At 69.4% G+C, this 24580-nt stretch carries 29 protein-coding genes and 5 pseudogenes; 18 read left to right on the top strand and 16 right to left on the bottom strand.

Annotation, left to right across the window (positions count from 1 at the left end):
- Nucleotides 1–200 precede the first annotated feature (200 nt).
- On the bottom strand, nt 201–497 hold the full coding sequence (locus tag J2Z30_RS50445) for a hypothetical protein (protein ID WP_245389178.1): 297 nt from the start codon (nt 495–497) through the stop codon (nt 201–203).
- Nucleotides 498–566: 69 nt separating this feature from the next.
- On the opposite strand from J2Z30_RS50445, the gene J2Z30_RS50450 reads away from it, so the two are divergent.
- From J2Z30_RS50450 to J2Z30_RS50460, 4 genes and pseudogenes are all read left to right on the top strand, one after another.
- Nucleotides 567–1466, top strand: coding sequence for a site-specific integrase (locus J2Z30_RS50450; RefSeq protein WP_245389179.1), 900 nt, complete (start codon nt 567–569; stop codon nt 1464–1466).
- Between the two features lie 42 nt (nt 1467–1508).
- Nucleotides 1509–2060 carry a YciI family protein gene (locus tag J2Z30_RS44630; protein WP_044572025.1) on the top strand — a complete coding sequence of 184 codons (552 nt, stop codon included), beginning with the start codon at nt 1509–1511 and terminating at the stop codon, nt 2058–2060.
- A gap of 251 nt (nt 2061–2311) precedes the next feature.
- Nucleotides 2312–2746, top strand: a pseudogene (locus J2Z30_RS50455) (DUF4158 domain-containing protein); the annotation flags it as partial.
- Nucleotides 2747–2851: 105 nt separating this feature from the next.
- A pseudogene (locus tag J2Z30_RS50460) lies at nt 2852–3441 on the top strand (Tn3 family transposase); the annotation flags it as partial.
- Between the two features lie 523 nt (nt 3442–3964).
- On the opposite strand, the pseudogene J2Z30_RS44640 reads toward J2Z30_RS50460, so the two are convergent.
- Nucleotides 3965–4132, bottom strand: a pseudogene (locus J2Z30_RS44640) (CHC2 zinc finger domain-containing protein); the annotation flags it as partial.
- A 444-nt stretch (nt 4133–4576) separates the two neighbouring features.
- Between J2Z30_RS44640 and J2Z30_RS44645 the strand changes: the two are divergent.
- From J2Z30_RS44645 to J2Z30_RS44655, 4 genes and pseudogenes are all read left to right on the top strand, one after another.
- Complete coding sequence (locus tag J2Z30_RS44645) at nt 4577–5380, top strand: SDR family oxidoreductase (RefSeq protein WP_044572021.1); 804 nt, start codon at nt 4577–4579, stop codon at nt 5378–5380.
- A 9-nt stretch (nt 5381–5389) separates the two neighbouring features.
- Nucleotides 5390–5862 (top strand): annotated as a pseudogene (locus tag J2Z30_RS44650) (IS701 family transposase); the annotation flags it as partial.
- Nucleotides 5841–6131, top strand: a complete 291-nt coding sequence (locus J2Z30_RS52185) for a hypothetical protein (RefSeq protein ID WP_443732398.1) — start codon at nt 5841–5843, stop codon at nt 6129–6131. The pseudogene J2Z30_RS44650 and the gene J2Z30_RS52185, both read left to right, overlap by 22 nt.
- On the top strand, nt 6128–6289 hold the full coding sequence (locus J2Z30_RS44655; RefSeq protein WP_209469110.1) for a hypothetical protein: 162 nt from the start codon (nt 6128–6130) through the stop codon (nt 6287–6289). The genes J2Z30_RS52185 and J2Z30_RS44655 overlap by 4 nt, the downstream gene beginning before the upstream one ends.
- 14 nt (nt 6290–6303) lie before the next feature.
- On the opposite strand, the gene J2Z30_RS44660 is transcribed toward J2Z30_RS44655, so the two are convergent.
- A complete protein-coding gene (locus J2Z30_RS44660; RefSeq protein ID WP_044572016.1) occupies nt 6304–7296 on the bottom strand; it encodes an aldo/keto reductase in 993 nt (330 codons plus the stop codon).
- Nucleotides 7297–7554: 258 nt separating this feature from the next.
- Here J2Z30_RS44660 and J2Z30_RS51995 point away from each other — a divergent pair.
- The 5 genes and pseudogenes from J2Z30_RS51995 to J2Z30_RS44680 all read left to right on the top strand — a co-directional run.
- A pseudogene (locus J2Z30_RS51995) lies at nt 7555–7718 on the top strand (SDR family oxidoreductase); the annotation flags it as partial.
- A gap of 127 nt (nt 7719–7845) precedes the next feature.
- Entirely contained in the window at nt 7846–8736 is an 891-nt protein-coding gene (locus J2Z30_RS44665; protein ID WP_044572014.1) for a helix-turn-helix transcriptional regulator, read from the top strand.
- Between the two features lie 342 nt (nt 8737–9078).
- Nucleotides 9079–9435 carry a YciI family protein gene (locus J2Z30_RS44670; protein ID WP_044572012.1) on the top strand — a complete coding sequence of 119 codons (357 nt, stop codon included), beginning with the start codon at nt 9079–9081 and terminating at the stop codon, nt 9433–9435.
- A gap of 47 nt (nt 9436–9482) precedes the next feature.
- A complete protein-coding gene (locus J2Z30_RS44675) occupies nt 9483–10772 on the top strand; it encodes an RNA polymerase sigma factor (protein ID WP_308280265.1) in 1290 nt (429 codons plus the stop codon).
- 181 nt (nt 10773–10953) lie between these two features.
- Nucleotides 10954–11514, top strand: a complete 561-nt coding sequence (locus J2Z30_RS44680) for a GNAT family N-acetyltransferase (protein ID WP_044572010.1) — start codon at nt 10954–10956, stop codon at nt 11512–11514.
- Here J2Z30_RS44680 and J2Z30_RS44685 read toward each other — a convergent pair.
- Together J2Z30_RS44685 and J2Z30_RS44690 are read right to left on the bottom strand one after the other, a co-directional pair.
- Nucleotides 11511–12332, bottom strand: coding sequence for an NAD(P)H-dependent oxidoreductase (locus tag J2Z30_RS44685; protein ID WP_044572009.1), 822 nt, complete (start codon nt 12330–12332; stop codon nt 11511–11513). The two genes, J2Z30_RS44680 and J2Z30_RS44685, sit on opposite strands and share 4 nt — an antisense overlap.
- Nucleotides 12333–12422: 90 nt before the next feature.
- Entirely contained in the window at nt 12423–13172 is a 750-nt protein-coding gene (locus J2Z30_RS44690; RefSeq protein ID WP_044572007.1) for a TetR/AcrR family transcriptional regulator, read from the bottom strand.
- Between the two features lie 121 nt (nt 13173–13293).
- Between J2Z30_RS44690 and J2Z30_RS44695 the strand changes: the two genes are divergently transcribed.
- Nucleotides 13294–14310 carry a daunorubicin resistance protein DrrA family ABC transporter ATP-binding protein gene (locus tag J2Z30_RS44695; protein ID WP_044572005.1) on the top strand — a complete coding sequence of 339 codons (1017 nt, stop codon included), beginning with the start codon at nt 13294–13296 and terminating at the stop codon, nt 14308–14310.
- Entirely contained in the window at nt 14303–15046 is a 744-nt protein-coding gene (locus J2Z30_RS44700; protein ID WP_044572004.1) for an ABC transporter permease, read from the top strand. The genes J2Z30_RS44695 and J2Z30_RS44700 overlap by 8 nt, the downstream gene beginning before the upstream one ends.
- 89 nt (nt 15047–15135) lie before the next feature.
- Here the strand turns inward: J2Z30_RS44700 and J2Z30_RS44705 are convergent, their stop codons facing one another.
- A complete protein-coding gene (locus J2Z30_RS44705; protein WP_044572002.1) occupies nt 15136–15774 on the bottom strand; it encodes an NADPH-dependent FMN reductase in 639 nt (212 codons plus the stop codon).
- A 52-nt stretch (nt 15775–15826) separates the two neighbouring features.
- On the opposite strand from J2Z30_RS44705, the gene soxR reads away from it, so the two are divergent.
- Entirely contained in the window at nt 15827–16288 is a 462-nt protein-coding gene (soxR, locus tag J2Z30_RS44710; protein WP_044572000.1) for a redox-sensitive transcriptional activator SoxR, read from the top strand.
- 12 nt (nt 16289–16300) lie between these two features.
- On the opposite strand, the gene J2Z30_RS44715 is transcribed toward soxR, so the two are convergent.
- Together J2Z30_RS44715 and J2Z30_RS44720 are read right to left on the bottom strand one after the other, a co-directional pair.
- Nucleotides 16301–17548 carry a GNAT family N-acetyltransferase gene (locus tag J2Z30_RS44715; RefSeq protein ID WP_044571998.1) on the bottom strand — a complete coding sequence of 416 codons (1248 nt, stop codon included), beginning with the start codon at nt 17546–17548 and terminating at the stop codon, nt 16301–16303.
- Between the two features lie 93 nt (nt 17549–17641).
- Nucleotides 17642–18289, bottom strand: a complete 648-nt coding sequence (locus tag J2Z30_RS44720; protein WP_044571997.1) for an RsiG family protein — start codon at nt 18287–18289, stop codon at nt 17642–17644.
- A 146-nt stretch (nt 18290–18435) separates the two neighbouring features.
- Here J2Z30_RS44720 and dtd point away from each other — a divergent pair, with 146 nt between their 5' ends.
- A complete protein-coding gene (gene dtd, locus J2Z30_RS44725) occupies nt 18436–18861 on the top strand; it encodes a D-aminoacyl-tRNA deacylase (protein WP_044581611.1) in 426 nt (141 codons plus the stop codon).
- Nucleotides 18862–18895: 34 nt separating this feature from the next.
- On the opposite strand, the gene ygfZ is transcribed toward dtd, so the two are convergent.
- From ygfZ to J2Z30_RS44740, 3 genes are all read right to left on the bottom strand, one after another.
- Entirely contained in the window at nt 18896–19861 is a 966-nt protein-coding gene (gene ygfZ / locus J2Z30_RS44730; RefSeq protein WP_044571995.1) for a CAF17-like 4Fe-4S cluster assembly/insertion protein YgfZ, read from the bottom strand.
- Between the two features lie 9 nt (nt 19862–19870).
- Complete coding sequence (locus tag J2Z30_RS44735; protein WP_044581610.1) at nt 19871–20380, bottom strand: Fur family transcriptional regulator; 510 nt, start codon at nt 20378–20380, stop codon at nt 19871–19873.
- Nucleotides 20381–20505: 125 nt separating this feature from the next.
- A complete protein-coding gene (locus tag J2Z30_RS44740) occupies nt 20506–21069 on the bottom strand; it encodes a heme-binding beta-barrel domain-containing protein (protein ID WP_044571993.1) in 564 nt (187 codons plus the stop codon).
- Between the two features lie 272 nt (nt 21070–21341).
- Here J2Z30_RS44740 and J2Z30_RS44745 point away from each other — a divergent pair, with 272 nt between their 5' ends.
- Complete coding sequence (locus J2Z30_RS44745; RefSeq protein ID WP_044571991.1) at nt 21342–21707, top strand: DsrE family protein; 366 nt, start codon at nt 21342–21344, stop codon at nt 21705–21707.
- Between the two features lie 93 nt (nt 21708–21800).
- Here J2Z30_RS44745 and J2Z30_RS44750 read toward each other — a convergent pair whose 3' ends face one another.
- The 5 genes from J2Z30_RS44750 to J2Z30_RS44765 all read right to left on the bottom strand — a co-directional run bounded on the left by J2Z30_RS44750 (nt 21801) and on the right by J2Z30_RS44765 (nt 24514).
- The gene (locus J2Z30_RS44750) at nt 21801–22058 is read right to left on the bottom strand and encodes a DUF3099 domain-containing protein (RefSeq protein ID WP_014053929.1); all 258 of its coding nucleotides are present in this window, start codon (nt 22056–22058) and stop codon (nt 21801–21803) included.
- A gap of 161 nt (nt 22059–22219) precedes the next feature.
- Nucleotides 22220–22507, bottom strand: a complete 288-nt coding sequence (locus tag J2Z30_RS44755; RefSeq protein ID WP_020869513.1) for a DUF1416 domain-containing protein — start codon at nt 22505–22507, stop codon at nt 22220–22222.
- A gap of 32 nt (nt 22508–22539) precedes the next feature.
- Nucleotides 22540–23379 (bottom strand): sulfurtransferase, encoded by an 840-nt coding sequence (locus J2Z30_RS44760; protein ID WP_044571989.1) that lies wholly within the window; start codon nt 23377–23379, stop codon nt 22540–22542.
- A 156-nt stretch (nt 23380–23535) separates the two neighbouring features.
- Nucleotides 23536–23616 carry an Ms5788A family Cys-rich leader peptide gene (locus J2Z30_RS52000; protein ID WP_351229977.1) on the bottom strand — a complete coding sequence of 27 codons (81 nt, stop codon included), beginning with the start codon at nt 23614–23616 and terminating at the stop codon, nt 23536–23538.
- Between the two features lie 211 nt (nt 23617–23827).
- Complete coding sequence (locus J2Z30_RS44765; RefSeq protein WP_044571987.1) at nt 23828–24514, bottom strand: LmeA family phospholipid-binding protein; 687 nt, start codon at nt 24512–24514, stop codon at nt 23828–23830.
- Nucleotides 24515–24580: the final 66 nt, after the last annotated feature.

The following is a 24580-nucleotide window of genomic DNA, read 5'->3' on the forward strand; positions in this document are numbered from 1 at the left end:
ATGTTCGGCCGTGCCCACGACGCGGCTGGATGCAACGGCTGCCGCCGCATCCAGCCGCTGAAGTGGAAGTACTGCCGTTTGTGCTGGTGCCAGGCCCGCCTCAGCGCGAAGGCCGCCGCCGGCCGGCTCGCGGATGAGACGGACGTGCGGGAGCGGCTCGCCGCCGTCCGGCACCATCAGCTGTTCTTCGTCGGGATGCACTACCGCAGACCGACGCCCTCGGCCCGGCGGGGAGCCCCGCGTAAGCCGCCGCCCGCCACGGCCTGGCCCCGGATCCCGGCTGGACGCAGCCACCGCTGTTCGAGCAGATCCCCCGCGCCTACAGTCGGCTCGCCCTGGCCGACGCGGACCTGGCCAGTCCCTGGCTGACCTGGGCGAAGTACCTCGCCCACCGGCTCGCCGAGGCCCGTGGCTGGGGCCGCAACATCCGCTTCGCCGTCAACCGGGGCCTGGCCCTCGTCCTCACCGGCTACGTCGAGGGCGACGTCATCCGGCACACGGAGATCTTCGCCCCACCGCGGGCCCTGGACCTGCCGGTCGGCCACACCATCACGGTCTTGGAGGAGATGGGGATCTTCGAAGACGACAGCGAACCCTCCTTCGAACGCTGGCTTGCCGAGAGGCTGGATGGTCTCGCACCCGGCATCCGCTCGGAGACCGAGCGCTGGACCCGGGTCCTGCGCGACGGCAGCCCGCGCAGCCTCCCGCGACGGGAGGGCACGGTCTGGCTCTACCTCAACTGGGTCCGCCCGGCTCTGCTGGAATGGTCGAACCGCTACGACCATCTGCGGGAAGTGACCCGCGACGACGTCCTCACCTACATCAAGACACTGCACGGTCACCGTCGGCATGACCAACTCGTCGCCCTGCGCTCGCTGTTCATCTGGGCCAAGCGGAACGGGCTGATCTTCCGCAACCCCGCCAGCCGGATCAGGGCCGGACAATACGAGTACGCCGTGCTGCAACCGCTCGTTCCCGAGCAGGTCGACCGCTCCGTCGCCGCGGCCACCACCCCGGCGACCCGGCTCATCCTCGCCCTCGCGGCGGTCCACGCCGCCCGGGTCGCCACCCTCATGCTCGACGACGTCGACCTCGGCAACCGCCGGCTGACCGTCGCCGGACATGTCCGCCCGATTGACGATCTCACCTTGCAGCTGCTGCTGGACTGGCTGGAGCACCGGCGCAGCCGGTGGCCGAACACCGCGAACCTCCACCTGCTGATCAACAACCAGACCGCCAACGCCACCAGCTGGGCCAGCAACCACTGGATCAGCGCTGCGATGCGCGGGCAGGACGCGACCTTGGAGAGACTCCGCGTCGACCGGCAGCTCGAAGAAGCCATGGTCAAAGGCCCCGACCCACTCCACCTCGCGGAGGTCTTCGGGCTCGACGAGAAGACCGCGATGCGCTACGCGGACTCCGCACGGGCCCTGCTGGAACAGGCCGCCGAGCAGCAATCGCCGTGAAACCCGCTCGACCTGGTCACCTCCTAGAAGAGATCTTTAGGCATGGAGTTCCTCTGCTACCACCGCGACCGGCCCGCCTCCCTGCCACTGCGCTACGAGCTGGGGGAAGAGCATTGGTCCTACATGGACCGGTACGCGAAGGAGATGATCGCCCGGGGCCCGACTCTCGCCGACGACGGCGACACACCCACCGGAAGCGTTCACATCCTCGACCTGCCCGATCCCGCCACTGCCCGCACATTCGCCTTCGACGAGCCGAACTACCAGGCCGGCGTCTACCGGGACGTGCTGCTACGACGGTGGCGCAACACGCTGGGGCGCACCATGTGGGACTTCCCCGGCGGCCGGACCGGCGGCAACCGGTACCTGGTGATCGGCCTCGGCACAGGACAGGCCGCCGACCTCGAAGTGCCGCCAGACCGGAACGAGCTGATCGCCTACGGACCGCTGCTGTCCGACAACGGCGCCACCTGGCTGGGCACCGCGGCGCTGGTCCGAGCGCCTGACCCGGACACGGCACGCGCCATCCTGACTCTGGACCGGTACGCCGACATTGAGGTGCACAACTGGCAGTTCGGCGGGCGCCCGTCCTAGCCGAGGCCATCCGCCGACATCACCGCCGAAGCCTGCGGACCGCTCACCATCCTCGTATTCCACCCGAACTCACCGATGCATCAGCCTGACGCACACCACTGGACCCGTGGGTTCGCACTGAAGAACCTTCAGTTCCCGCGAACGCGCGGGCCTCCCCGGGGTTGAGTAGCAGCGGTACAGCGGTTGGCGCTAAGCCAAGATCCGCAGGTCAGGGCTGATCGACTAGGTTCCGGCCGGTACCCGTTGAGTTCTTGACCGATGAGCAGGCTGAGTCCTACGGGACGTTCACCCAGGAGCCGGCCCGCCCGGAGCTGGAGCGGTTCTTCTTCCTGGACGATGAGGACCGGCGGCTGATCGGTAAGCGTCGTGGTGATCACTCGCGCTTGGGGTTCGCTCTTCAGGTCTGCACCGTTCGCCATGTGGGCTTGTTCCTGCGAGACCCGCTCGCGGTGCCGTGGCCGGTGGTGGTGTACCTCGCCGAGCAGCTTGGCATCGGCGATCCTCCGTGCGTAAGGCGCCACACCGAGCGGGAGAGGACTGCCTACGAGCACGCCTGGGAGATCCAGGAGGCGTTCGGCTACCACGCCTATGTGGATCTGGAGTGGGGCCGCAAGTTCCGTACCTTCCTCTACGGCCGGGCGTGGACGCACGCCGAGGGGCCGGTGGCGCTGTTCAATCACGCGGTGGCGTGGCTGCGCTGGCCGCGGTGCGCACGCTGCCGCGGCTGTCGCGGCGCAAGGGCGCCTCGAAGTCGCCGCCGGCCAAGGACATCGACGCCGATCTGGTGCCGCCAGGCCGACTACGGGCCGCTGAACGCGATCGCCCGCAACAAGGCCAACCTGGACAAGATGATCACGCACTGGCTGGACATGCTCCGCGTCGCCGGATCGCTGATCACCAACCGGGTCCGCGCCTACGACCTGCTGCGAGTGTTCGGCAGGGAAGGCTGGATGACACCGCTGGGGCAGGCGTTCGCCGAGTGCGGGCGCATCGACAAGACGATGCACCTGCTCGCCGTGTGCGACCCCGTGGACGACACCTACCGGCGGCGGATGAACCGGCAGCTCACGCTGCAGGAATCCCGGCACCGGTTGGCACGGGAGATCTGCCACGGCAAACGCGGCCAGATCATGCAGGCCTATCGCGAAGGCCAGGAGGTCCAGCCGGCCGCGCTCGGCCTGGTGCTCAACGCGGTCGTGCTCTGGACGACCCGGTACCTGGACGCCGCGCCGGCCCAGCTGGAGGCCGAGGGCTACGTGATCGACGAGGCCGACAAAGCCCGGCTCTCGCCGTTGAAGGACAAACACGTCGACGTCCTGGGCCGGTACGCGATCACCCCTCCCAGCCCGCCCGTGGCCTGCGGCCGCTGCGCGATCCGGCCACCGTGGAGGAGGGGGAGGCCGACTTCTGGCCTCGGTGCCGATCCAGGCTCGGTCTTCTACCCGTGGGCGGGGTGATCGGTGGCGAGGGACCGGAGGAGCGGCTGGGGACACGGGTATGGCGGGAAATCCGGGTCACCTCGGAGGTGCTGGTCGACAGCACGCGGCGGCCGAAGCCGTATCCGGTGCCGTATTTGCGCTGCGGCGCCGGTGGCAAGGTGGCGCCCGGGACGATTGTCCGCCATCACGGTGTGTGGAGCAGCGACGGGACCGGCTACACCACACCGGCCGAGCACGAGTGCCCGCTGTGCGGGGGCTTCTCGCCGCGGGTGCTGGGCGAACAGCTCGACCCTGGCGCCCCGGACGTGGCTACGGGGACGATGACCTGCACTGTCCGGTTCGGGTGCTTGCAGTTCTGGCGCCGCTGCGACACCGCCTTCACCGTCCCCGACCGAAGCCACCCTGATGCCCTGTCCCGCCTGCGGCGAGCGATATCCCGGCCCCGCGGCCTGAACTTGCCGGTGTTCAGGGGCGGTGGCCGACTTTGGCGGCGAACATCCGGGCGTCGCCCCCGGCCCCGCATCCGAAGCAGTGGTACGTGCCGAGCCCAGGGCGAATCCGAAGGTACGGCGATCGACAGAACGGGCAGTCCCCGCGCAGCTGCTGCTCGCCGAGCGGGCTCAGCGCGGTGTACTGGCCGACGAGTTAGAGGGGCTTAGTACTGCAACGGCACTTGGGTAGTGCTGATGGTGGTCGATTCACGACGACGATGCCGGGTCGCAATACAAATCAAAGCAATCAAGAAAATGACTGTGCAGGAGGGGATTGTTGCAGCGTGAGCCAGCGGACCAGGCAAGGGTGGCTCTCACAGTACCTGTATCACCAGGGTCTCCCAGACGTCCAGGACGCCTGTCAACCTGTTTGAGTCGGCTCCCAGCTACACAGCGGAGAAGCAATGGATTCACGGGAGGCGCGTACGGCGGCCGCCCGAGAACCCGTCCCAGGCGCCCTGAACGAAAGCGCCGACAACACTCCATGGACACGCACCGCAGCTTTATCCCCCATCAGTTCAATTCAGCTGCACCGGACGCGCGACCGTGTCAGCACATGCTTCCACCATAGAAGGGACGAAGACCAATGGCGGACAACCGGTTCACCACTCACACAGACCTTTTCGATCTGAGTGGGAAGTACGCACTTGTCACTGGCGGCACCAGGGGCATTGGGATGATGATAGCGCGCGGCCTTCTGCAGGCGGGCGCCCGCGTCATTATCAGCTCACGCAAGGCAGACACGTGTGCGGAGGCACAGCATCTACTGTCCGAATTCGGCGACGTTCAAGCAATCCCCGCCGACCTGTCCAGGTACGACGAGTGTCAGCGCCTCGCTGATCTTGTCAAGGTCGACTCGGAACGCCTGGACATCCTCGTCAACAACGCGGGGGCGATGTGGCGCGAGCCGCTGGAGACGTTCCCGGACGAGGCCTGGGACGCAGTGATCGACCTCAACCTCAAGTCGCCGTTCTGGCTGGTGCAGGCGCTGCTCCCGGCACTTCGCAGGGCGGGCACCGCCGATGATCCCGCGCGGGTCATTAACATCGGCAGTATCGCCGCCATCCACGTCGCCGACTCGCCCAACTACTCGTACGCCAGCAGCAAAGCGGCACTCCATCAACTCACCAGAGTGCTTGCCAGAGAACTGGGCCCACAGCACGTCACGGTGAACGCGGTAGCCCCAGGACCGTTCCCGTCGCAGATGATGGCGTCCACGCTCGATGCCATCGGCGACACGATCGCGGCGAAGGCCCCTCTGCGCCGGCTCGGCCGCGACGACGACATGGCAGGTATCGCGGTGTTCCTCGCCAGCCGGGCCGGGTCTTACCTCACGGGCAGCATCATCCCGATCGACGGCGGCATCGCCACGACCGCATCAGGTACCTAGCCTTGGGTTGTGGTGCTGGATGTGGTGGCCTCGGAGTTGGAGGCCTTGGTGGGGCGGGTGACGGGCCGGTTCGGGCGGGCTGAGCCGCGGCGCCGGGTGCGGGAGTACGTCTCCGGGCTGGTGGCGGGGTTGCCGCGGTCGAACGGATGGACCCTGGCTGAGCAGGCCGGGGAGGTCTCCCCGGACGGGACGCAGCGGCTGCTGCGTCGCGCGGACTGGGACATCGCGGTGTCCGCGACGACGTCCGGGCCCATGTGGTCGAGCGGCTCGGTGACCCGGGCGGGGTGCTGATCGTCGACGACACCGGGTTCCTCAAGAAGGGCAACAGGTCGGCGGGTGTGCAGCGCCAGTACTCCGGCACGGCCGGTCGGGTGGAGAACTGCCAGATCGGCACGTTCCTGGCCTACCGCTCAGCACGCGGTCACGCGCTGATCGACCGGGAGCTCTACCTACCGAAGTCGTGGACCGACGACCGCGGCCGGTGGGCGCGGGCTCCCAGGGCCCGCGGGAGTACGTCTGGGCCCGGGTCCCGATCCGTATCTGCTGCGCGCCGGGCCGGGGGCACTGGCTGCTCGCCCGACGGTCCACCTCGAGCGGCGAGATCGCCTACTACATCTGCTTCGGGCCCCGACGAGCCACCTTGTCGAACCTGGCCTGGTCCATGCTGGCCGCCGCATGGCCGGCCGGCACCCGCGCCGCGGTCGCCCCGCAGACGGCCTCGGCGAACACCACGCCCAGCTCGAAGGCGTGATCAACTACACGCTGCCCGAGTTGCGGCGGCTGACCGCCGCGTTTCTGCTGGCGACACGCCCTCCCGCCGAACGCGTCTGGTCCTGGTCCCGATGGCGCCGCCGACGACAGCACCAAGCCCGCCTCTGCCACTACCGACGCCACGGCTACATCATCTGAGCGCCGTTGCAGTATTAGCGGCCGAACAGAGACTTCAACCGTTCGGGGACGCGCTCACCCTGGATCTGGATTTGGGCCGCGGCCGCCTCGATGCGTTGCAGGTCGCCGAACGTCAATTCGACATCGAGTGCTCCCAGGTTCTCTTCCAAGCGATGCAGTTTGGTTGTGCCGGGGATCGGCACGAACCACGGCTTCTGCGCCAGCACCCAGGCGAGAGCGATCTGGGCTGGTGTGGCTCCCTTTTCGTCGGCGATCTGCTGCAGCAAGTCGACCAGTGTTTGATTGGCCTGCCGTGCTTCAAGAGTGAAGCGCGGCAGCATGCGGCGGAGGTCGTTGTCGGCCAGCGATGTACGGGAGTCGATTGTGCCGGTCAGATAGCCCTTGCCCAGCGGGCTGTATGGCACTAGACCGATGCCCAGCTTCTCCAAGGTCGGAATGATCTCGGCTTCGTGGTCTCGCGTCCAGAGCGAGTATTCACTTTGCAGTGCCGTCACAGGCTGCACGCGGTGGGCTCGGCTAATCGTCGTCGCACCGGCCTCCGATAGACCGAAGTGCTTGACCTTACCTTCGGTGATCAGCTCCTTGACCGTGCCTGCTACGTCTTCGATGGGCACGTCGGGATCGACGCGGTGTTGGTAAAGAAGGTCAATGCAATCCGTTTGCAGACGCTGGAGCGAGGCCTCGGTCACTCGACGGATCTGCTCGGGTCGGCTATCGAGCCCCGACGCCGGGGTCGGCCCGTGCTCTCCGTGCTTGAGACCGAACTTGGTGGCAATCACCACCTGGTCGCGGACCGGCGCCAGCGCCTGACCGACCAGCTCTTCATTGGTAAAAGGGCCATAGACTTCGGCGGTGTCGAAGAAAGTCACGCCGCGGTCAACCGCGGCCCGCAGCAGCCTCGTCATCTCGGCTCGGTCCGGGGGCGGACCGTAGAAGAAGCTCATGCCCATGCAACCGAGTCCCAGGGCTGAAACTTCGAGGTGCTGTCCAAGTTTGCGTTTCTGCACTGGAGAATGCTCCTTCGGTACAGGTCATCTGACCCATTGCTCCCGCTGTTCAGCCGGAACCGGTCACAGCAGGTTAGGCCCGCCTTGCGGGCGGCGGGGAGGCCCTCCTGGTACAGGTACTGTCGATGCCACCCTTGTCCGGCGGGCTGACACTCTGTCCACGTGGAATTCTTCGTGCTTGAGCTCGCGGATCGTCACGAAAGTGATTGAGCCACTTGTCGGGCCGGCATCTCGGGTCGGCATCAAGGGTGACAATGAATCGATGCGATCGGCGACGCGATCGCGGGGTCGGTCCCTCTACGCCGGCTTGGCCGCGACGACGACATGGCGGGCATCGCCGTGTTCCTCGCCAGTCGGGCCGGGTCCTACCTGAGGGCGCCATTATCCCGGTCGACGGTGGCATTGCCACGACTGCTTCGGGTATCCAGGTCTCGACGCGGGCCTTTTCCCGCTACGACGCTGGGCGCATGCCGCGTGTGAGGGGGTGCGTAGCAGTCGGGGTACCAGCAGAACCTCCCTTCGCCTGCGGACAGGGCCTATGGTGAAGGGATGGCCACGATCGATCTGCGCACTGAGATCAAGGAGTTCCTGAGCTCGCGTCGCGCGCGGATCGCGCCCGAGCGGGCCGGACTGCCCGCCTACGGCGGCAACCGCCGGGTCAAAGGTCTGCGTCGCGAAGAGGTAGCTCTACTAGCAGGGGTATCGGTCGACTACTACGTGCGTATGGAGCGCGGCAGCCTCAGCGGCGCCTCCGACGGGGTGCTCGACGCGTTGGCCTCTGCCTTGCAACTTGACGAGGCCGAGCGCGATCACCTATTCCACCTTGCGCGGCAGTCCAGGGCGCCCAGCGGTCCACGCCGCCGGCGACCCGCCGTGACGGTGCGTCCGGCGCTTCATCAGGTGCTCGACGCCATCACCGATGCGCCGGCTTGGATTTGCAACGGCCGTTATGACGTCCTGGCCATGAATCAACTTGCCCGTGCGCTGTATTCACCGGTGCTGGCCGACACGCGACGGCCGGCGAACACCGCGCGGTTCGTGTATCTAGATCCCGAAGCGGCAAAAACATTCTTCGTCGACTATGACCGAATCGCCTGCGATGTGGCCGCGAAGCTACGCATGGAAGCCGGTCGCAATCCGCACGACGAGGAGCTGATCGCCCTAGTCGGTGAATTGTCAACACGCAGTGAACTATTTCGGCAGCGGTGGGCATCTCAGGACGTTCGGCTCCACCGGTCCGGACGCAAGCGTGTGCACCATCCGGTAGTGGGCCAGCTCGACCTGGACGTCGAGTCGATGGAGATGCCTGCCGAACCCGGCCTGCTCCTGAACGTCTACACCGCGCCCGCCGGCACGGCGACCGCGGACGGTCTAGCCCTATTGACGTCGTGGGCGGCTAGCCAGGAGAGGCTAGCGACCGAGATTCAAGCACTCAGCTGATATTCCAACCTTTTCAGTCCGTCTGCGTCAGCGCTGAACGATCGGCGAGAGCGTCGGGCCCACGTTGGGAATGTAACAGCTCCTCCCACCGGCAGCTATGCGACCACAGGCCCCCGGCCGAGGCCGCAGTCCGGGACATGGGTTGTACGGGGGAATACGCTTCGTCCAGCCCGCTACATGACCACCGTCCCCCGTCGGGTGTGACCTCGTCGGTGGACCTCGTCAAAAAATTCCGTGAGGTCTGTCGATCCGGGCGGTGCCCGTTCGACGCAGGGGTGAGAGGCAGGGCAAGCCCCTGCTCTCCACTCCGAAAATCCCGACCTCGTTTCGCAAGGAGTCACCATGCCGCGCTATCTGTCGATGATCCGCGTCGACGAGCAGAACGCCCCCGCCGAGGGGCCCAGCCCCGAGCTCATGGAGCGGATGGGCGAGCTGATCGAGGAGATGACCAAGGCCGGGGTCATGCTGGACACGGCCGGGCTCACCCCGACCTCCGACGGCACCCGGGTCACCTGGGCCGGCGGAAAGATCAGCTGCACCGACGGTCCCTTCACCGAGAGCAAGGAGGTCATCGGCGGCTACGCCCTGCTCCAGGCCAAGGACAAGGCCGAGGCCGTGGAGTGGACCAAGCGGTTCCTGCGGGTCCATGAGGAGCACTGGACCATCACCTGCGAGGTCCGTGAGGTTGTCGAGCCCTGAGCCGGTAACGCTTGCTCCGTCCCCTTACGGCTGCTCTGATGGTGGCCGTGACGGCAGCAAGCCCGGCCAATGCGGCGAAAGCGGCTGAAAGCGCCCGCAGTGGCGAAACAGCCGACATCGCCGGAACGGTCGAAACGGTCTTCAGGATCGAGTCCGCGCGGATCATCGCAGGCGTCGCCCGCATCGTGCGGGACGTCGGAATGGCCGAGGAACTCGCGCAGGACGCCCTGGTCACCGCGCTGGAGCGGTGGCCGGAGTCGGGTGTGCCGGACAATCCGGGCGCCTGGCTCATGGTCACCGCCAAGCACCGCGCGATCGATCTCGTACGCCGTAAGGAGACCTACGCACGCAAGTTGGCGGAGGTCGGGCGGGCCCTGGAGGACGTCTCACCGCCCGACCCGGCGGATCTCGCCGGGACCACCGAGGACATCGACGACGATCTGCTGCGCTTGATCTTCACCGCGTGCCATCCCGTGCTGTCCACCCAGGCCCGGGTCGCGCTCACGCTGCGGCTGCTGGGCGGGCTGACGACGGAGGAGATCGCCCGCGCGTTCCTGGTCCCGGAGCCGACGGTCGCCCAGCGCATCGTCCGGGCCAAGCGGACCCTCGCCAAGGCCGAGGTCCCCTTCGAGGTGCCGTACGGCGACGACCGGACCGCCCGGCTCTCCTCGGTCCTGGAGGTCATCTACCTCGTCTTCAACGAGGGCTACTCCGCGACCGCGGGCGACGATCTGGTGCGCCCGGCCCTGTGCGAGGACGCGCTGCGCCTGGCACGGGTGCTGGCGGGGCTGCTGCCCCAGGAGCCCGAAGCGCACGGGCTGGTCTCGCTGCTGGAGTTCCAGTCCTCCCGGACCGCGGCCCGCACCGGCCCCGGCGGTGAGCCGGTGCTGCTCGCCGACCAGAACCGCACCAAGTGGAACCGCCTGCTCATCCGCCGGGGTGTCGAGGCGCTCCAGCGGGCGGGCCAGGGCCCGTACTCCCTCCAGGCCGCCATCGCCGCCTGTCACGCACGGGCGATCCGGTACGCGGACACCGACTGGACGGCCATCGCCGCCCTCTACGGCCGGCTGATGGCGCTGGCCCCGTCCCCCGTGGTGGAGCTCAACCGGGCGGTCGCCGTCGCGATGGCGGAGGGGCCCGCGGCGGGTCTGAAACTGGTCGAGGCGCTGGCGGAGGAACCGGCCCTCAGGGACTACCACCTGCTGCCGAGCGTCCGCGGGGATCTGCTGGAACGGCTGGGGCGGCATGAGGAGGCACGGGCGGAGTTCGCCCGTGCGGCGGCCCTGACCCGTAACGCCCGTGAGCGGGCGCTGCTGCTGGAGCGGTCGTCGGGCTGAGCCGACCTTGTGGGGCTGGTCCGTTCTCGCCGGGCTGGGCTGATCTTGTGGCCGGGGCGGACGGGCGGGACGGGTGGGACGGGTGGGACGGGCCGTGACCTGGGCGCGGGGCCGTTGTCGTACCCCCGTGGTCGAATGACGGAAGGCGGGCGCGGAGTGCGCCGACGGCGGGAGGTGGCCGATGTCCGGTGGGGTGAGCGGGGTGCGGGTGCGGCTCGAGCCGTGGGAGGACAGCGCGCTCTGCCTCGAGCTGCTGCGCCGCGTCAACAGCCCGGAGATGACGAGCCACCTGGGCGGGCCGGAGAGCGAGGAGCAGATCCTGGTCCGCCACCGGCGGTATGCCGAGCTGACCGGGCCGGGCGCCGGGCGGATGTACCGGATCGTGCTGCCGGAGGGGGACGAGAGGGACGAGGGGAACGAGGAGGACGAGACGGCGGGCAGCATCGGGTACTGGGAGCGGGAGTGGCGGGGTGAGTCGGTGTACGAGACCGGCTGGGCCGTGCTGCCGCCGTTCCAGGGGCGGGGGATCGCGGCCGCGGCCGCGAGGGAGGTGGCGCGGGCGGCCGCGGCGCAGCGGACCCATCGGCATCTGCACGCCTATCCGTCCGTCGGCCACCCCGCGTCGAACGGGGTGTGCCGCAAGGCCGGGTTCACGCTGCTCGGCGAGTGCGAGTTCGAGTATCCGGTGGGGACGATGATGCGGTGCAACGACTGGCGGCTGGAGCTGTGGCCCGCCTCCTAGCCGTTCAGGGCGCTCTCGGTGTCCTGGGCGCCTTCGGCGGCGGGGGTGCGGGGTGGTACGTAGTGCACGGAGAGGCCGGTGCGGCCCGGCAGGAGGTCGGGGCGGAGCACCAGGCGCTCGTCGTAGTCCCCGCCGTTCTGCCGGCGGAACGGAATCGGCTCCTCGGTCGGCAGGGCGGCCAGCCGCTTCCGCAGCTCGGCGGCATGGGTTTCGTAGGCCTCGGCCGGGACCCGGTCCGCGCCGTACACCACATACGGCGGCAGCACGGACATCCCGCTGTACCAGAAGGTGCCGTGGTGCAGGGGGAACAGCAGGTCGCCGAGCTCGCCGTTGACGCCGCGCGGGCCCATGGTGGCCTCGGGCGCCCCGGCGGTCAGCACCACCATGGCGCGCTTACCGGCCAGCTTGCCGTCCCCGTAGCGCAGGGTGCGGCCATCCGGCCCGATGACCCCGTAGGCGAAGCCCTTGACGAAGACGCGGTCGAACCAGCCCTTGAGGATGGCGGGCATGCCGTACCACCACAGTGGGAACTGCACGACGAGCGCATCAGCCCAGGCGATCTTCTCCTGCTCGGCGCGGATGTCCTCGCTGAGCGTCCCCGCGTCATGGGCGCGTCGCGAGGCGGCCCCGACGATGAGGCGTTCGTCCGCGTCATGCCGGAAGTCCGCGCCGTCCACCACGGGGTTCCAGCGCATCGCGTAGAGATCGGACAGCCGGTACTCATGGCCCGCCTCGCGCAGGGCGCGCAGCCCCTCGTCGCGCAACGCCCCGCTGAGGGAGCGCTGTTCGGGGTGGGCGAATATCCACAGCACGTTCATGCCCACCATGCTCGGAAACCGGCCCCGGGGCCGACGAGTGGCCGGATGGCCAGGATGTACAAGAATCTGGCCAGTCCCTGAGCCGGGTGGTCAGCTCCGCGCGCTGATCAGCGCCTCCACACCGTCGAGGATCCGTTCCAGGCCGAAGACGAACTCGTCGTCGGGGCCGCCCGGGATATCGAGATCACCCGTCCGCAGCGCCGCCGTCACCGCCGGGAAGCGCTCGGCGTCGGTCAGCTTCTCCAGCAGCTTGGCCCAGGACGCCATCGAGGACTCGAGGCTCTGCCCCTTGCGCCGGTGGGCCGCCAGAATGTCGAAGGTCATCCGCGCCTCGTTCCGGACGAAGCCGCTGACCAGCATCAGCACGGAGATCTTCTCGCCCTCGCTGAGGTTGGTGCGGCGCAGACAGGCCAGTCCGCGCTCCATCCAGGCCACCGAGTTGGGTGTCGAGGGCGGGGTGCTGATCGGGACGTTCACCACCCACGGGTGGCGGGCGACGCTGGTGCGCAGTGCCCAGGCCCAGTCGGTGAACCCGGTCCGCCAGTCCTTCGCCGGTTCGCCGGGCGGGGGTGGGCCGTAGGCCGCGTCCTCCATCAGCGTCAGCAGCTCGTCCTTGGCCGAGACATAGCGGTACAGGGACATCGTGGAGACGCCCAGCTCGGACGCGACCCGGCTCATGGAGACGGCGCCGAGGCCGTCCGCCGAGGCGATGCCGACGGCGGCGTCGACGATCCGGCCCAGGGTCAGGCCGGGGCGGGGCCCCTTGCCCGCGCGTTCCCGCAGTCCCCAGGCGGCCTCGATGCTCGCCGGCAGGCCGGTGCCGCTGTCCTCGGTGGCCATGGCCTCGGGGCCCTCCGTATCTACGTGCGCTGATGGTGGCTTGATTGACCGCCATCCTAGAGTTGTGTATACCCTACGCAGTAGCGTGTATGGCATACGCAGAAAGAGGAGCGGGGGAATCATGGCCCATCGACCAGCCATCGAGGCGAGCGGCCTCGAGAAGTCCTACGGGGCGGTGCGGGTGCTCAGGGGCGTCGATCTGTCGGTCGCGCCCGGCAGCGTCTTCGCGCTGCTCGGCCCCAACGGGGCGGGCAAGACCACGACCGTGCGGATCCTGGCCACGCTGACGCCACCGGACGCCGGGCGGGCCCGCGTCGCGGGCTTCGACGTCGTCGCCGACCGCCGCCGGGTCCGCCGCGCCATCAGCCTCACCGGCCAGTACGCCGCGGTGGACGAGATGCAGACCGGCGAGGAGAACCTGCGGATGATGGGGCGGCTGACCCGGCTCGGCCGTGCCGAGGCCCGCGGCCGAGCACACGAACTGCTCGATCGCTTCGACCTCACCGGCGCCGCCCGCCGCACCGTGGGCACCTACTCGGGCGGGATGCGCCGCCGACTCGACCTCGCCGCGGGCCTGGTCGGCCACCCCGAGGTGATCTTCCTCGACGAGCCGACCACCGGACTCGACCCGCGCAGCCGACAGGCCATGTGGGAGGTGGTCAAGGGGCTGGTGACGGACGGGGTGACGGTCTTCCTCACCACCCAGTACCTGGAGGAGGCCGATCAACTCGCCGATCGCATCGCCGTGGTGGACGGCGGCCGGGTGGTGGCCGAGGGCACCCCGGCCCAGCTCAAGGAGCGCGTGGCCGGGCAGCGGCTGGACCTGACGCTCGGCGATGTCGCGGCGTACGAGGCGGTCGCGCGCCAACTCGGTGTACGGCTCGTCTGGAGCGACGCCGACCGGCTGACGCTGGGCGTCGCGACGGACGGCGGCGCCGCCCATGTGCGGACCCTGCTCGACGAGATCGACCCCGAGCGCCGCGCTGTGGACCGCTTCACCGTCCACAGCGCCACGCTCGACGATGTCTTCATGGCCCTGACCGGCCATGACGCCGGGGGCGGGAGCCGTACCGGCGAGGGGGAGGGCCGTACCGCTACGGGCGGGAACACGGGAGAGAGGGAGACGGCCGGTGTCTGACGCGATCGTTCTGACCGGCCGCACCATCCGGCTGAGCAGGCGCAATCTCGACGCGGTTCTCACCGCCATGCTGCTGCCGATCATGCTGATGCTGGTCTTCGTCTACTTTTTCGGTGGCGCCATTCACACCGGCACCGAGTACGTCACCTATGTCGTCCCCGGGGTGATGCTGCTGTGCGCGGGCTTCGGCTCGGCCAATACGGCGGTCACCGTCACCAATGACATGGCCGGTGGCATCATCGACCGCTTCCGGTCGCTGGACATCGGCGGCACCCCGATCCTGGCGGGCCATGTGGCCGCGAGCGTGCTGCGCAACACGGTCGCGACCGCGATCGTCTTCGGGGTGGCCTTCCTCATCGGCTTCCGTCCGGCCGCCGGTCCGCTCGACTGGCTGGCCGTGGCCGGGATCCTGCTGATGTTCATCCTCGCGATCTCCTGGCTGTCGGCCTGCTTCGGCCTGATCGCCAGGTCACCGGAGGCGGCGGGCGGGTTCACCTTCATGATGATGTTCCTGCCGTATCCCAGCAGCGCGTTCGTGCCCATCGACACCATGCCGGGCTGGCTGCACGGGTTCGCGGAGCACCAGCCGGTCACCCCGGTCATCGAGGCCCTGCGAGGGCTGCTGCTGGACCGGCCGGTCGGCGACAGCGCCTGGCAGGCCCTGGTCTGGTGCGGCGGAATCCTGGTGGTGGCGACCGGACTGTCGGGCGCGCTCTTCCGCCGCCGCACCGGCTGAGCCGCGGAGCCACCGCACCGGCTGAACTGCTGAGCCGCTGAGCCGCGTTCCGGCGGCGCCGTCAACGGGGGTCGGCGCCGCCGGGCGGATCAGCTGCCGTACGGGTGGGTGGTGCGGGCCGTGCGCAGGGCCCGCGCCCACCAGGTGAGCTGGTCGAGCATCGCCCCGGCGGCGGTGTCCGGGCCCTCGGGGTCCTTCAGCCGGCCGTCCTCTTCGAAGAGCCCGCCCGCGTTGTGGAAGCTGACGGTGTCCCGGACGGTCACGGCGTGGACCTCGGCGAAGACCGGCCGCAGATGCTCGACCGCGCGCAGCCCCCCGGAGATGCCGCCGTACGAGACGAAGCCGACCGGCTTGGCCTGCCACTGGGTGAAGTGCCAGTCGATCGCGTTCTTCAGGGAGGCGGGGTAGCTGTGGTTGTACTCGGGCGTGACCACGGTGAACGCGTCGGCCGCGTCCAGCCGGGGTGCCACGGCCTCCAGGGCCGCGACGTCCTCGGGGCCGGGCCGGTGGGTGAGGGCCGTGGGCAGCGGGGTCTCGGCCAGGTCCACGATGTCGACGGTCATATCGGAGCGAAGCGTCGCATGGCCGGCGAACCAGTCCGCGACCTTCGGCCCGAAGCGGCCGTCGCGGGTGCTGCCGATGATGATGGCGAGCCGGATGGGGGAGTCGGTGTCGGTGGCGGATGCGGGCGTGTTGGTTGCCGTCACGACGGCGGTGTCTGTCGTCATGGGACGAGCCTCGGACTTAAACAAAGGTTGAAGTCAAGCTACCCTCGGCGCTATGACGCAACTGACCTGGAAGACCCATGAGCTCACGGTCGGCGATCTCGCGCAGCGCAGCGGGGTGCCCGCCTCCGCGCTGCGCTTCTATGAGCGCGAGGGGCTGATCCACAGCCGCCGCACCTCCGGCAATCAGCGCCGCTACACCCGCGACACCCTCCGCCGCGTGGCCTTTGTCCGCTCCTCGCAGCGCGTCGGCATCCCGCTGGCGAGGATCCGGGAGGTCCTCGGGCTCTTCTCCGAGGACCACGTCCTGACCAAGGAGGACTGGGCCCGGATCTCGGAGTGCTGGCACGCGGACCTCAACGAGCGCATCGAACAGCTGGAGAACCTCCGCGACCACCTCACCGACTGCATCGGCTGCGGCTGTCTGTCGATCGACAAGTGCGCGCTGGCGAACCCCTACGACCGGCTGGGCGAGCAGGGCACGGGCGCCCGCCGGCTGCTCAAGTCCAGCTGCTGAACACCCGGCGCCTCAGAAGACATCGGGGCACCAGGGGCGGCGCGGGGTCCTCAGCAGCCGGTCCGCCAGCGCCGCGGCGCCCGGCCGCTCCTCGGCTATCCGGCCCAGCGAGGCGAGCCGGACCGCCGACTCGTCGCCCAGCCACAGGGTGCTCAGCTCGCCGATGTCCATGGTCAGATCGGCCGTACGGCCCGTGGTCGCGCATGCCGCGCCGTCGGGGCCCGCCTCCAGGAAGTAGCGGCCCCCGGCCAGCCCGGCGGCGTCGCGCAGCTCGAGCACCAGCGAGCCCTCGGCCGGGTACGTACGGGTCTCCAGCAGCTGGGGCACATCCAGCGGGCGCAGCCACAGCCAGTCGGCATACATGGTGACCTGGGCCGCGCGGGGATCGCCGAGCAGCAGCGGAAGCAGATCGTCCGGGGCGCGCTGGCCGGTGTTGACCCGGGTCACCCAGTCGACCGAGAGCAGGAAGTGCCACAGCGCCCGCTCGGCGGCCGGGGTGACCGCGGTCAGCTCGTGCACGGTGGCGGTGTTGTGCGGTCGTTTGTTGCCCTCCCAGCGGTCGTCCGCCGTATAGGCGAGCAGCCCGTCCACCGAGCCGTCGGGGGAGCGGTAGAGCGCATAGAACGGCTCGGTCCAGGGGCGGTTGGGGTACTGCCGCTGACCGGTGTTGGTCCGCCACCAGTGGTCCGGGCGGTCGATGACGCCGTGCTGCGTGGCGCGCAGCCGCTCATGCAGGGCGGGGCCCAGCTTCCGCACCTCGTCGGCGTCCGCGAAGTCGACCCGGCCGCCGTCCACCGGAGCCGAGTGGCGCGGGTCGAGACCGGCCCGGGGGACGTCCACCTGCCATTCGGTGATCCAGGTGGCCGGTCCGAAGCCGTACCGCCCATAGATGGGGTACTCGGCCGCGATCAGGGTGGCCACCGCCTCGCCCCGCTCCTTGGCGGCGCGCAGATCGTGCTCCATCATCCGGCTGAGCAGGCCCCGGCGGCGGTGGGTGGCCGACACCGCGACATTGCTGATCGCGTCGGCCGGGACATCCGCCCCGCCGACCGCCGTCAGCCGCTGTGCGAAGCTGCGGAAGGTGGCCACGCAGCGGTCCCCGTCGAAGACCCCCTGCGTACGGGACAGATCGATGTGCTCCCGCCGCAGCTCCACCTCCTCCTTCGGCGCCTCCGGCGGACGCAGAAAGCCGGTGTTGAGCGCGACGGTCCAGTTGGCGAGGTCGGAATCGGGGAGTGGGGTGCGGAGTTCGAGGGCCATGCGCACACGCTAAGCGTCGGCCGCCACCGGCCGCACGCCGATTTCCACAGCCCTCGGACCAGGTACTTTCATCACACCGCACCCTGCGGATGGCTACGCCAGCAGATCGTCCACCTGCGCCTCTCCCTCGCGGTACCGGCGGGCGATCTCCGCGCTGCAGCCGTCCGCCGTGCGCTGCAGCTCCTGCCGCCGCCGCGACACCTGCTGCTCATGGCCGACGAGGCGAGCCGTCGCGCCGTGCAGCTCCTCGTCCGTACGGGCCCGCAGATCGGACAGGCCCACCTCGGCCAGCATCTCCTCGGCCAGCCGCTCGTACTCCGCGTCCTGTGGCGTCCCGAGCGTGACATGCCGGGCCGAGGAGCGGTGCCGTGAGGGGAGATCGGCGAGGATCTCCGGCAGCCGGTCCACCAGCGCGGCGGGCGGCTGGGCCGCGGCCGCCGCGGGCGCCGGGTCACGGCGGTGGCCCAGCTCGGCGCGGAGGATGTCGATCCGCCCCTGGAGCAGTCTGCGCAGATAGCTCAGATCCGCCTCCTCGCGCTGTGCCGAGCGGCGCAGCGCCCGCAGCTCCGGCAGCCGCAATGCGTTCAGATCGCTCGCCGCCGCCGCCGCCGCCGACGTGGACGTCACGGCCGACGCCGTCACGGCGGCGGAGTCGGCCAGCCGCCCGCCGCGCTGGCTCGGCGGCCGTGGCGGCAGCAGGCCCTCGGTGGCCATGGGCTGGCCGGTGCCCGATGTGGTCATTGATGTCCGTCCCCTCCAGCGATGCGTCGTTCCCGCAGTTCCTGCCCGCCTGCACCGCCTGCACGCATCGTGCCACCAGTGATGCTCCCTGTGCAGCGGCTCTCCACCCGATCGGCCCCGGATGGACGCACGGCATGATGGTCGCCATGCGTGCTGTGGTACAGAGAGTGGACGGGGCGAGCGTCGTCGTGGACGGCGAGACGGTCGGCGAGATCGTCGGTGAGGGGCTGTGCGTACTGGTCGGGGTGACGCATGACGACACCCCGGAGAAGGCGGCCCAGCTCGCCCGCAAGCTGTGGTCCGTAAGGATGCTCCACGACGAGAGGTCCTGCTCGGACCTGGATGCTCCGCTGCTGGTCATCAGCCAGTTCACGCTCTACGGCGACGCCCGTAAGGGGCGCCGTCCCACCTGGAACGCGGCGGCGCCCGGCGGGGTCGCCGAACCGCTCGTCGACGAGGTGGTGGCCCAGCTGCGGAAGCTGGGCGCACACGTGGAAACGGGCCGGTTCGGAGCGGCCATGAAGGTCTCGCTCACGAACGACGGCCCGTTCACGGTGCTCGTCGAGGTCTAGCCGAACCGCGGGGCCCGGCGGACCGGCAGCGGGTTCACGGCTCCACGACCGTCTCCTGTGCGGCGGCCGTGGAGTCCGCGATCAGGTCCGCGTCCACCGGCACATTGCGCTTGACCAGCGCCAGTGCGATCGGCCCCAGCTCGTGGTGGCGGGCCGAGGAGGTGATGAACCCCAGCTGGCGGCCCTCCTCGCCCTCCGAGGCCAGCCGTATGGGCGCGCCGTGGGACGGCAGCGTCACCTCGCTGCCGTCGAGGTGGAGGAAGACCAGCCGGCGCGGTGGCTTCCCCAGGTTCTGCACCCGGGCGACGGTCTCCTGGCCGCGGTAGCAGCCCTTCTGGAGATGGACGGCGGAGCCGATCCAGCCCAGCTCGTGCGGGATGGTGCGGTGGTCGGTCTCCAGGCCGACCCGCGGCCGGTGGGCCTCGACCCGCAGCGCCTCGTACGCCAGCACCCCGATCGGCGGGCCGCTCTCCTCGGCGAAGGCGGTAAGGCGCTCACGCGGCAGGAAGAGGTCGCGGCCGTGCGGGGTCTCGCGGACGACGGCGCCCTCGGGGGCCTCGGTGATGCTGCCGGCCGGGAGATGGACGACCGCGTAGTCGTCGGTGCGGTCCGCGATGTCCACCCGGTAGAAGAACTTCATGCTCTCCAGGTAGGCGATCAGATCGCCCTGGCTGTCGGGCTCCACATGGGCCCAGGTGGTCTCGCCGTCGTCGACGAGGTAGAGCGCGTGTTCGATGTGGCCGTGGGCGGAGAGGATCAGGGCTTCGGTGGCCTGGCCCGGCGGGAGCTCGCTGACGTGCTGGGTGAGCAGCAGATGCAGCCAGCTGAGCCGGTCGGCACCGCTGACCGTGACCACTCCGCGGTGCGAGAGGTCCACGAAGCCGGTGCCGTCGGCGAGCGCGCGCTGCTCGCGGAACAGGTCGCCGTAGTGGGCGGCGACGCCTTCGTCGGGGCCCTCGCCGGGGACGGCGCCGGGCAGCGACAGCAAAGGGCTCTTCATGAACTCAGCCTACGACCTGCGGGCTCGGCCCTCACCGGAGCGGTTCCCGGCACCGTCTCCAGCGAGCTGTCCGGGGTCTCCACCGGCCTCTCCGGCGCGCTGCCGGGCGGAGCAGGAGGCACACCGGCCGAAGATCGCGAAGTGCTTCAGATCGGTGTCGAAGCCGAAGTCCGCCCGGAGCTGCCGGGTGAAGGCGTCGGCCACGGAGACATCGGCCTCGATCACATCCGTGCAGTCCCGGCACACCATATGGATGTGATGGTGCCGGTCGGCCAGGTGGTACGTGGGGGCGCCGTGGCCGAGATGGGCATGGCTGACCAGGCCCAGCTCCTCCAGCAGCTCCAGCGTGCGATAGACCGTGGAGATGTTGACGCCGCTCGCGGTGCGGCGCACCTCGGTGAGGATCTCGTCCGGAGTGGCGTGCTCCAGATGATCGACGGCTTCGAGTACGAGCTGGCGCTGCGGGGTCAGACGGTAGCCGCGCTCCCGCAGATCGCTCTTCCAGTCGGTGGTCGCCACGGTGCAAGTGTAGGCGGGCCCGCGGTGACCGGCCGGACGCACGGGGGAGAACCGGACGCGGTACGCGAGAGCCTGACTCGGCGGAGGGCGGAGGGCGGAGGGCGGAGGGCGGAAGCCGGGGGAGCTCAGCGGAAGAAGGCGATCCCGTCGTCCGGCAGGTCCTTGAGGTCCTTGGCCCACTCCCGGGGGTCCACGACCTTCTTCAGATGCGCGGACATGTACGGGCGCAGCTCGACCTCGGGGGTGGCCTTCTCGCCGACCCACATCAGATCGCTGTTGACGTAGCCGTACAGCCGCTTGCCGCCCGAGTACGGCGCCGCGTGGGCGGTGCGCGCCACCGCGTCCGTCGCCAGGTCGATCTGCGGCTTGCCCTCCGCGAGCTCGCCGTACCAGACCTCGATGATGCCCTGGTCCCGGCTCATCACGACCTCGACCTTGCGGTCCTTGCCGATCCGCCAGTAGCCGGATTCGGTCTCCAGGGGGCGGACCTTCTTGCCCTCGGAGTCCAGCACCCAGGTGTGCGAGATGTACTCGATGAAGTCACGGCCGTCGTGCGTGAAGGTGGCCTCCTGGCCGAAGTTGCACTTCTCGGCGCCGGGGAAGTCCGAGACGCCGGCCCCTTCCCAGTTGCCCAGGAGGAAGGCGAGCGGCACGAGGTCCGGGTGGAGGTCGGACGGAATCTGGATCATGAATTCAGGCGATCTGTCGAGAGTCGAGCCGTGGTGGCGGGGCGGGAGCGGTTCAGCGCTGGCCCTGGTACAGCTTCTTCCAGGTCAGCGCGGCGAAGCCGAGCGTGGCCACGGCGACCAGGATCATCAGGGTGGTGAAGACTGCCTCAAGCACGAGCGCGCTCCTCGGAACAGATGACGGACGGCACCGAGTCTAGTCGCCGCCGGGGCGGCCGGTGGAGACAGGTGGCCGTGCGGCGCCGGGCCCCGGGTGCCGAGCCTAAGGTTGACGCATGGCGAAGAAGCTGGTGATCAAGGTGACGGCGGGCGCGGACGCTCCCGAGCGCTGTTCCCAGGCGTTCACGGTGGCGGCGGTGGCCGCGGCGAGCGGGGTCGAGGTCTCGCTCTGGCTGACCGGGGAGTCGACGTGGTTCGCGCTGCCGGGCCGGGCCGCGGAGTTCGAGCTTCCGCATGCCGCGCTGCTTCCGGATCTGATCGACGGCATCCTTACGGGCGGCGGAACGATCACGGTGTGCACACAGTGCGCCGCGCGGCGGGAGATCGAGGAGAAGGATCTGATCGAAGGTGCCCGGATCGCGGGCGCTCAGGTCTTCGTGAGCGAGATCATGCCGGACGGCGTCCAGGCGCTCGTGTACTAGCTCGGGTATGCCCGTGTACCAGGGGGTGTCCGGCGGGTCTTGGCGCCTGCGGCGGGCCACGCGGCGGAGCCGCATATCGATGCTGCGGGCAGGTCAATGCCGGTGGTTGTGTTCGTCCAGCTCCCGCCACCACCGGTCGGACTCCTCGTCCCCCGATTCGTCCCACCACCGGTCGTCCGGGCCCCGGCGATTGGCGACGATCGCCGCCAGGGGCGGTATCACCATGGCGACGATGCACATCGCGACCGCGGCGGGGACGGACCACAGGCGCACAAAGGCCCATGCCGAGATGAAGAGCGTCAGACACGCGCCCATCAGGAAGAAGTATGCGTGGCGGCGTCGCGCGTACATATGTCCAGCGTACGTCCGGGACCGCCGCACCGACAGACGGAAGACCCTGGCGCCGACGGACGAAAGCCCCCGCACCGACAGTACGGAGGGCCGCACCCCGCCGAGGCGTCCAACCCCGGGGTGCGGCCCTCCGGCCGTGAGTCACGACGCGTCGTAGCGCGTCAGACGGCGATGGCGACCTCCGCCAGCCCGCCCTTCTGGGCGACGACGGTGCGGTCCGCGGTGCCGCCGGGAACCAGGGCGCGCAGCGTCCACGTGCCCTCCGCGGCGTAGAAGCGGAACTGCCCGGTCGCGGAGGTGGGGACCTCGGCGGTGAACTCGCCGGTGCTGTCCAGCAGCCGGACGTAACCGGCGACGGGCTCGCCGTCGCGGGTCACCGAACCCTGGATCGTGGTCTCACCGGGCTTGATCGTCGAGGCGTCGGGGCCGCCGGCCTTGGCTCCACACATGGATGTCTGTCCTTACGTTCGGGGGAGAGGGGTCAGCTGTCGGAGCCGAGCTCGACCGGCACGCCCACCAGCGAGCCGTACTCGGTCCAGGAGCCGTCGTAGTTCTTGACGTTGGCCTGGCCCAGGAGCTCGTGCAGGACGAACCAGGTGTGAGCGGAGCGCTCACCGATGCGGCAGTAGGCGATGGTGTCCTTCGACAGGTCCACGCCCGCGCCCTCGTAGATCTCCTTGAGCTCGTCGTCGGACCTGAAGGTGCCGTCGTCGTTGGCCGACTTCGACCACGGGATGTTGCGGGCGCTCGGGACGTGGCCCGGACGCTGCGACTGCTCCTGCGGGAGGTGGGCCGGGGCGAGCAGCTTGCCGGAGAACTCGTCGGGGGAGCGCACGTCGACCAGGTTCAGCGAGCCGATGGCGTCCACGACCTCGTCGCGGAAGGCACGGATGGCGGTGTCCTGCGGCTTGGCCTTGTACTCGGTCTGCGCGCGGGTCGGCACCTCGGCGACCAGGTCGCGGGAGTCGAGCTCCCACTTCTTGCGGCCGCCGTCGAGCAGCTTGACGTCCTGGTGGCCGTAGAGCTTGAAGTACCAGTAGGCGTACGCCGCGAACCAGTTGTTGTTGCCGCCGTAGAGGACGACCGTGTCGTCGTTGCCGATGCCCTTCTCCGACAGGAGCTTCTCGAAGCCGTCCTGGTCGACGAAGTCACGGCGCACCGGGTCCTGGAGATCCTGCTTCCAGTCGATCCGGATGGCGTTCTTGATGTGGTTCTTGTCGTAGGCCGAGGTGTCCTCGTCCACCTCGACGATGACCGTCTTGGGGTCGTCGATACGGGCCTGGACCCAGTCGGCGTCCACCAGGACGTCACTGCGGCTCATGTTTCTCTCCTCCGGGGCAGTTGCGGCGGTACGGGCACGCTCACGACGCGGCGCCGCGCGGGGGCGTGCGGCGAGCGTACGAGCGAAGGTGCGGGAAGGCCCGGCTGACGGGCCGAAGAGGGGGCCGGTCCGTGGCGTGTACGGACCGCGTCCCATTCAGACGGGGCGACAGAGCATGGCGGCGACGCGGCACAGGTCGACTGCCCGCCGCTTCGTGAGATCCGCCTGTCGCTTCATGGGTCCGATCGTAGGGACGGACAGGCGGGCATGTCACCGGTGTGTCGCATGATGAGACGTTATCGTCCGGAGTGTGAGATGAGAGACGCGTGAACGGCCGGGAGGCGCGGCCGGAGGGGTTCGCGGTGGGCAGGAACATCCATATACGCGGACATGATCGTCTCAGTGAATGGACCAGGGACGGGATCCGACGCCCCTGGTACTGGTCGCGTCAGCCCGTCAGCTGGACGTTGTTTCCCGCGACCGAGACGTCTATGCCGTCCTTGGAGGTCTCCACCTTGTCCAGCCGCATACCGGTGGGCAGTCCCTCGATCTTCCGCTCCATGTCGGCCTTCTCGCGCACCTTGTCCTCCCACTGGGGGATGCTCCCGCCCGGGATGGACTCGGCGTGCAGCCGGATGGTGTTGCCGTTCACGATGGTGACCTGGGAGTGGGCGGTGAGGCTGAAGCCCAGCAGGCTGCCGGTGATCTTGACCTTGTTGGTGCCCGAGGGGTCGTAGGCGACCGTGATGCCCGGACCGGCGGCCTGTGAGAGATCCGCGTAGCTGATGTGGGCCGAGCCGGTGGCGCGGTCGGCGCTGGCCGACGAGAAGTTCCCCGAGATGCGGACGTTGTGCAGCTGGGCGTCGAGCTCGGTGACCCGGACGCTGCGGCCGTCGCCCGCGTCCGTCGTCAGCCCGTCCACGCCGACGTCGACCTCGTCCAGCTCCTTGCCCACGACCTGGGTGAGGAACGGGAAGCCCTTGATCGAGACATTGGGCGTGGTGGTCAGGCCCTGAGAACTCTTGATCTTGTCGGCCGCCTTGGACTCGGCCATGTACACCGCGATGCGGTCGGCGGCCACGAAGAGGCCGCCGAGTATCACGACGACGATCAGTGTGATGCGTAGTGCGCGCATGTGAGTGGGTCCCCCAGGCTCTCGCTCAGGCCCTCGCGCCTGAGGCTGCGAGCCTATCCGGAGCGG

The sequence above is a fragment of the Streptomyces iranensis genome, assembly GCF_017874715.1.
GTDB lineage: Bacteria > Actinomycetota > Actinomycetes > Streptomycetales > Streptomycetaceae > Streptomyces > Streptomyces iranensis.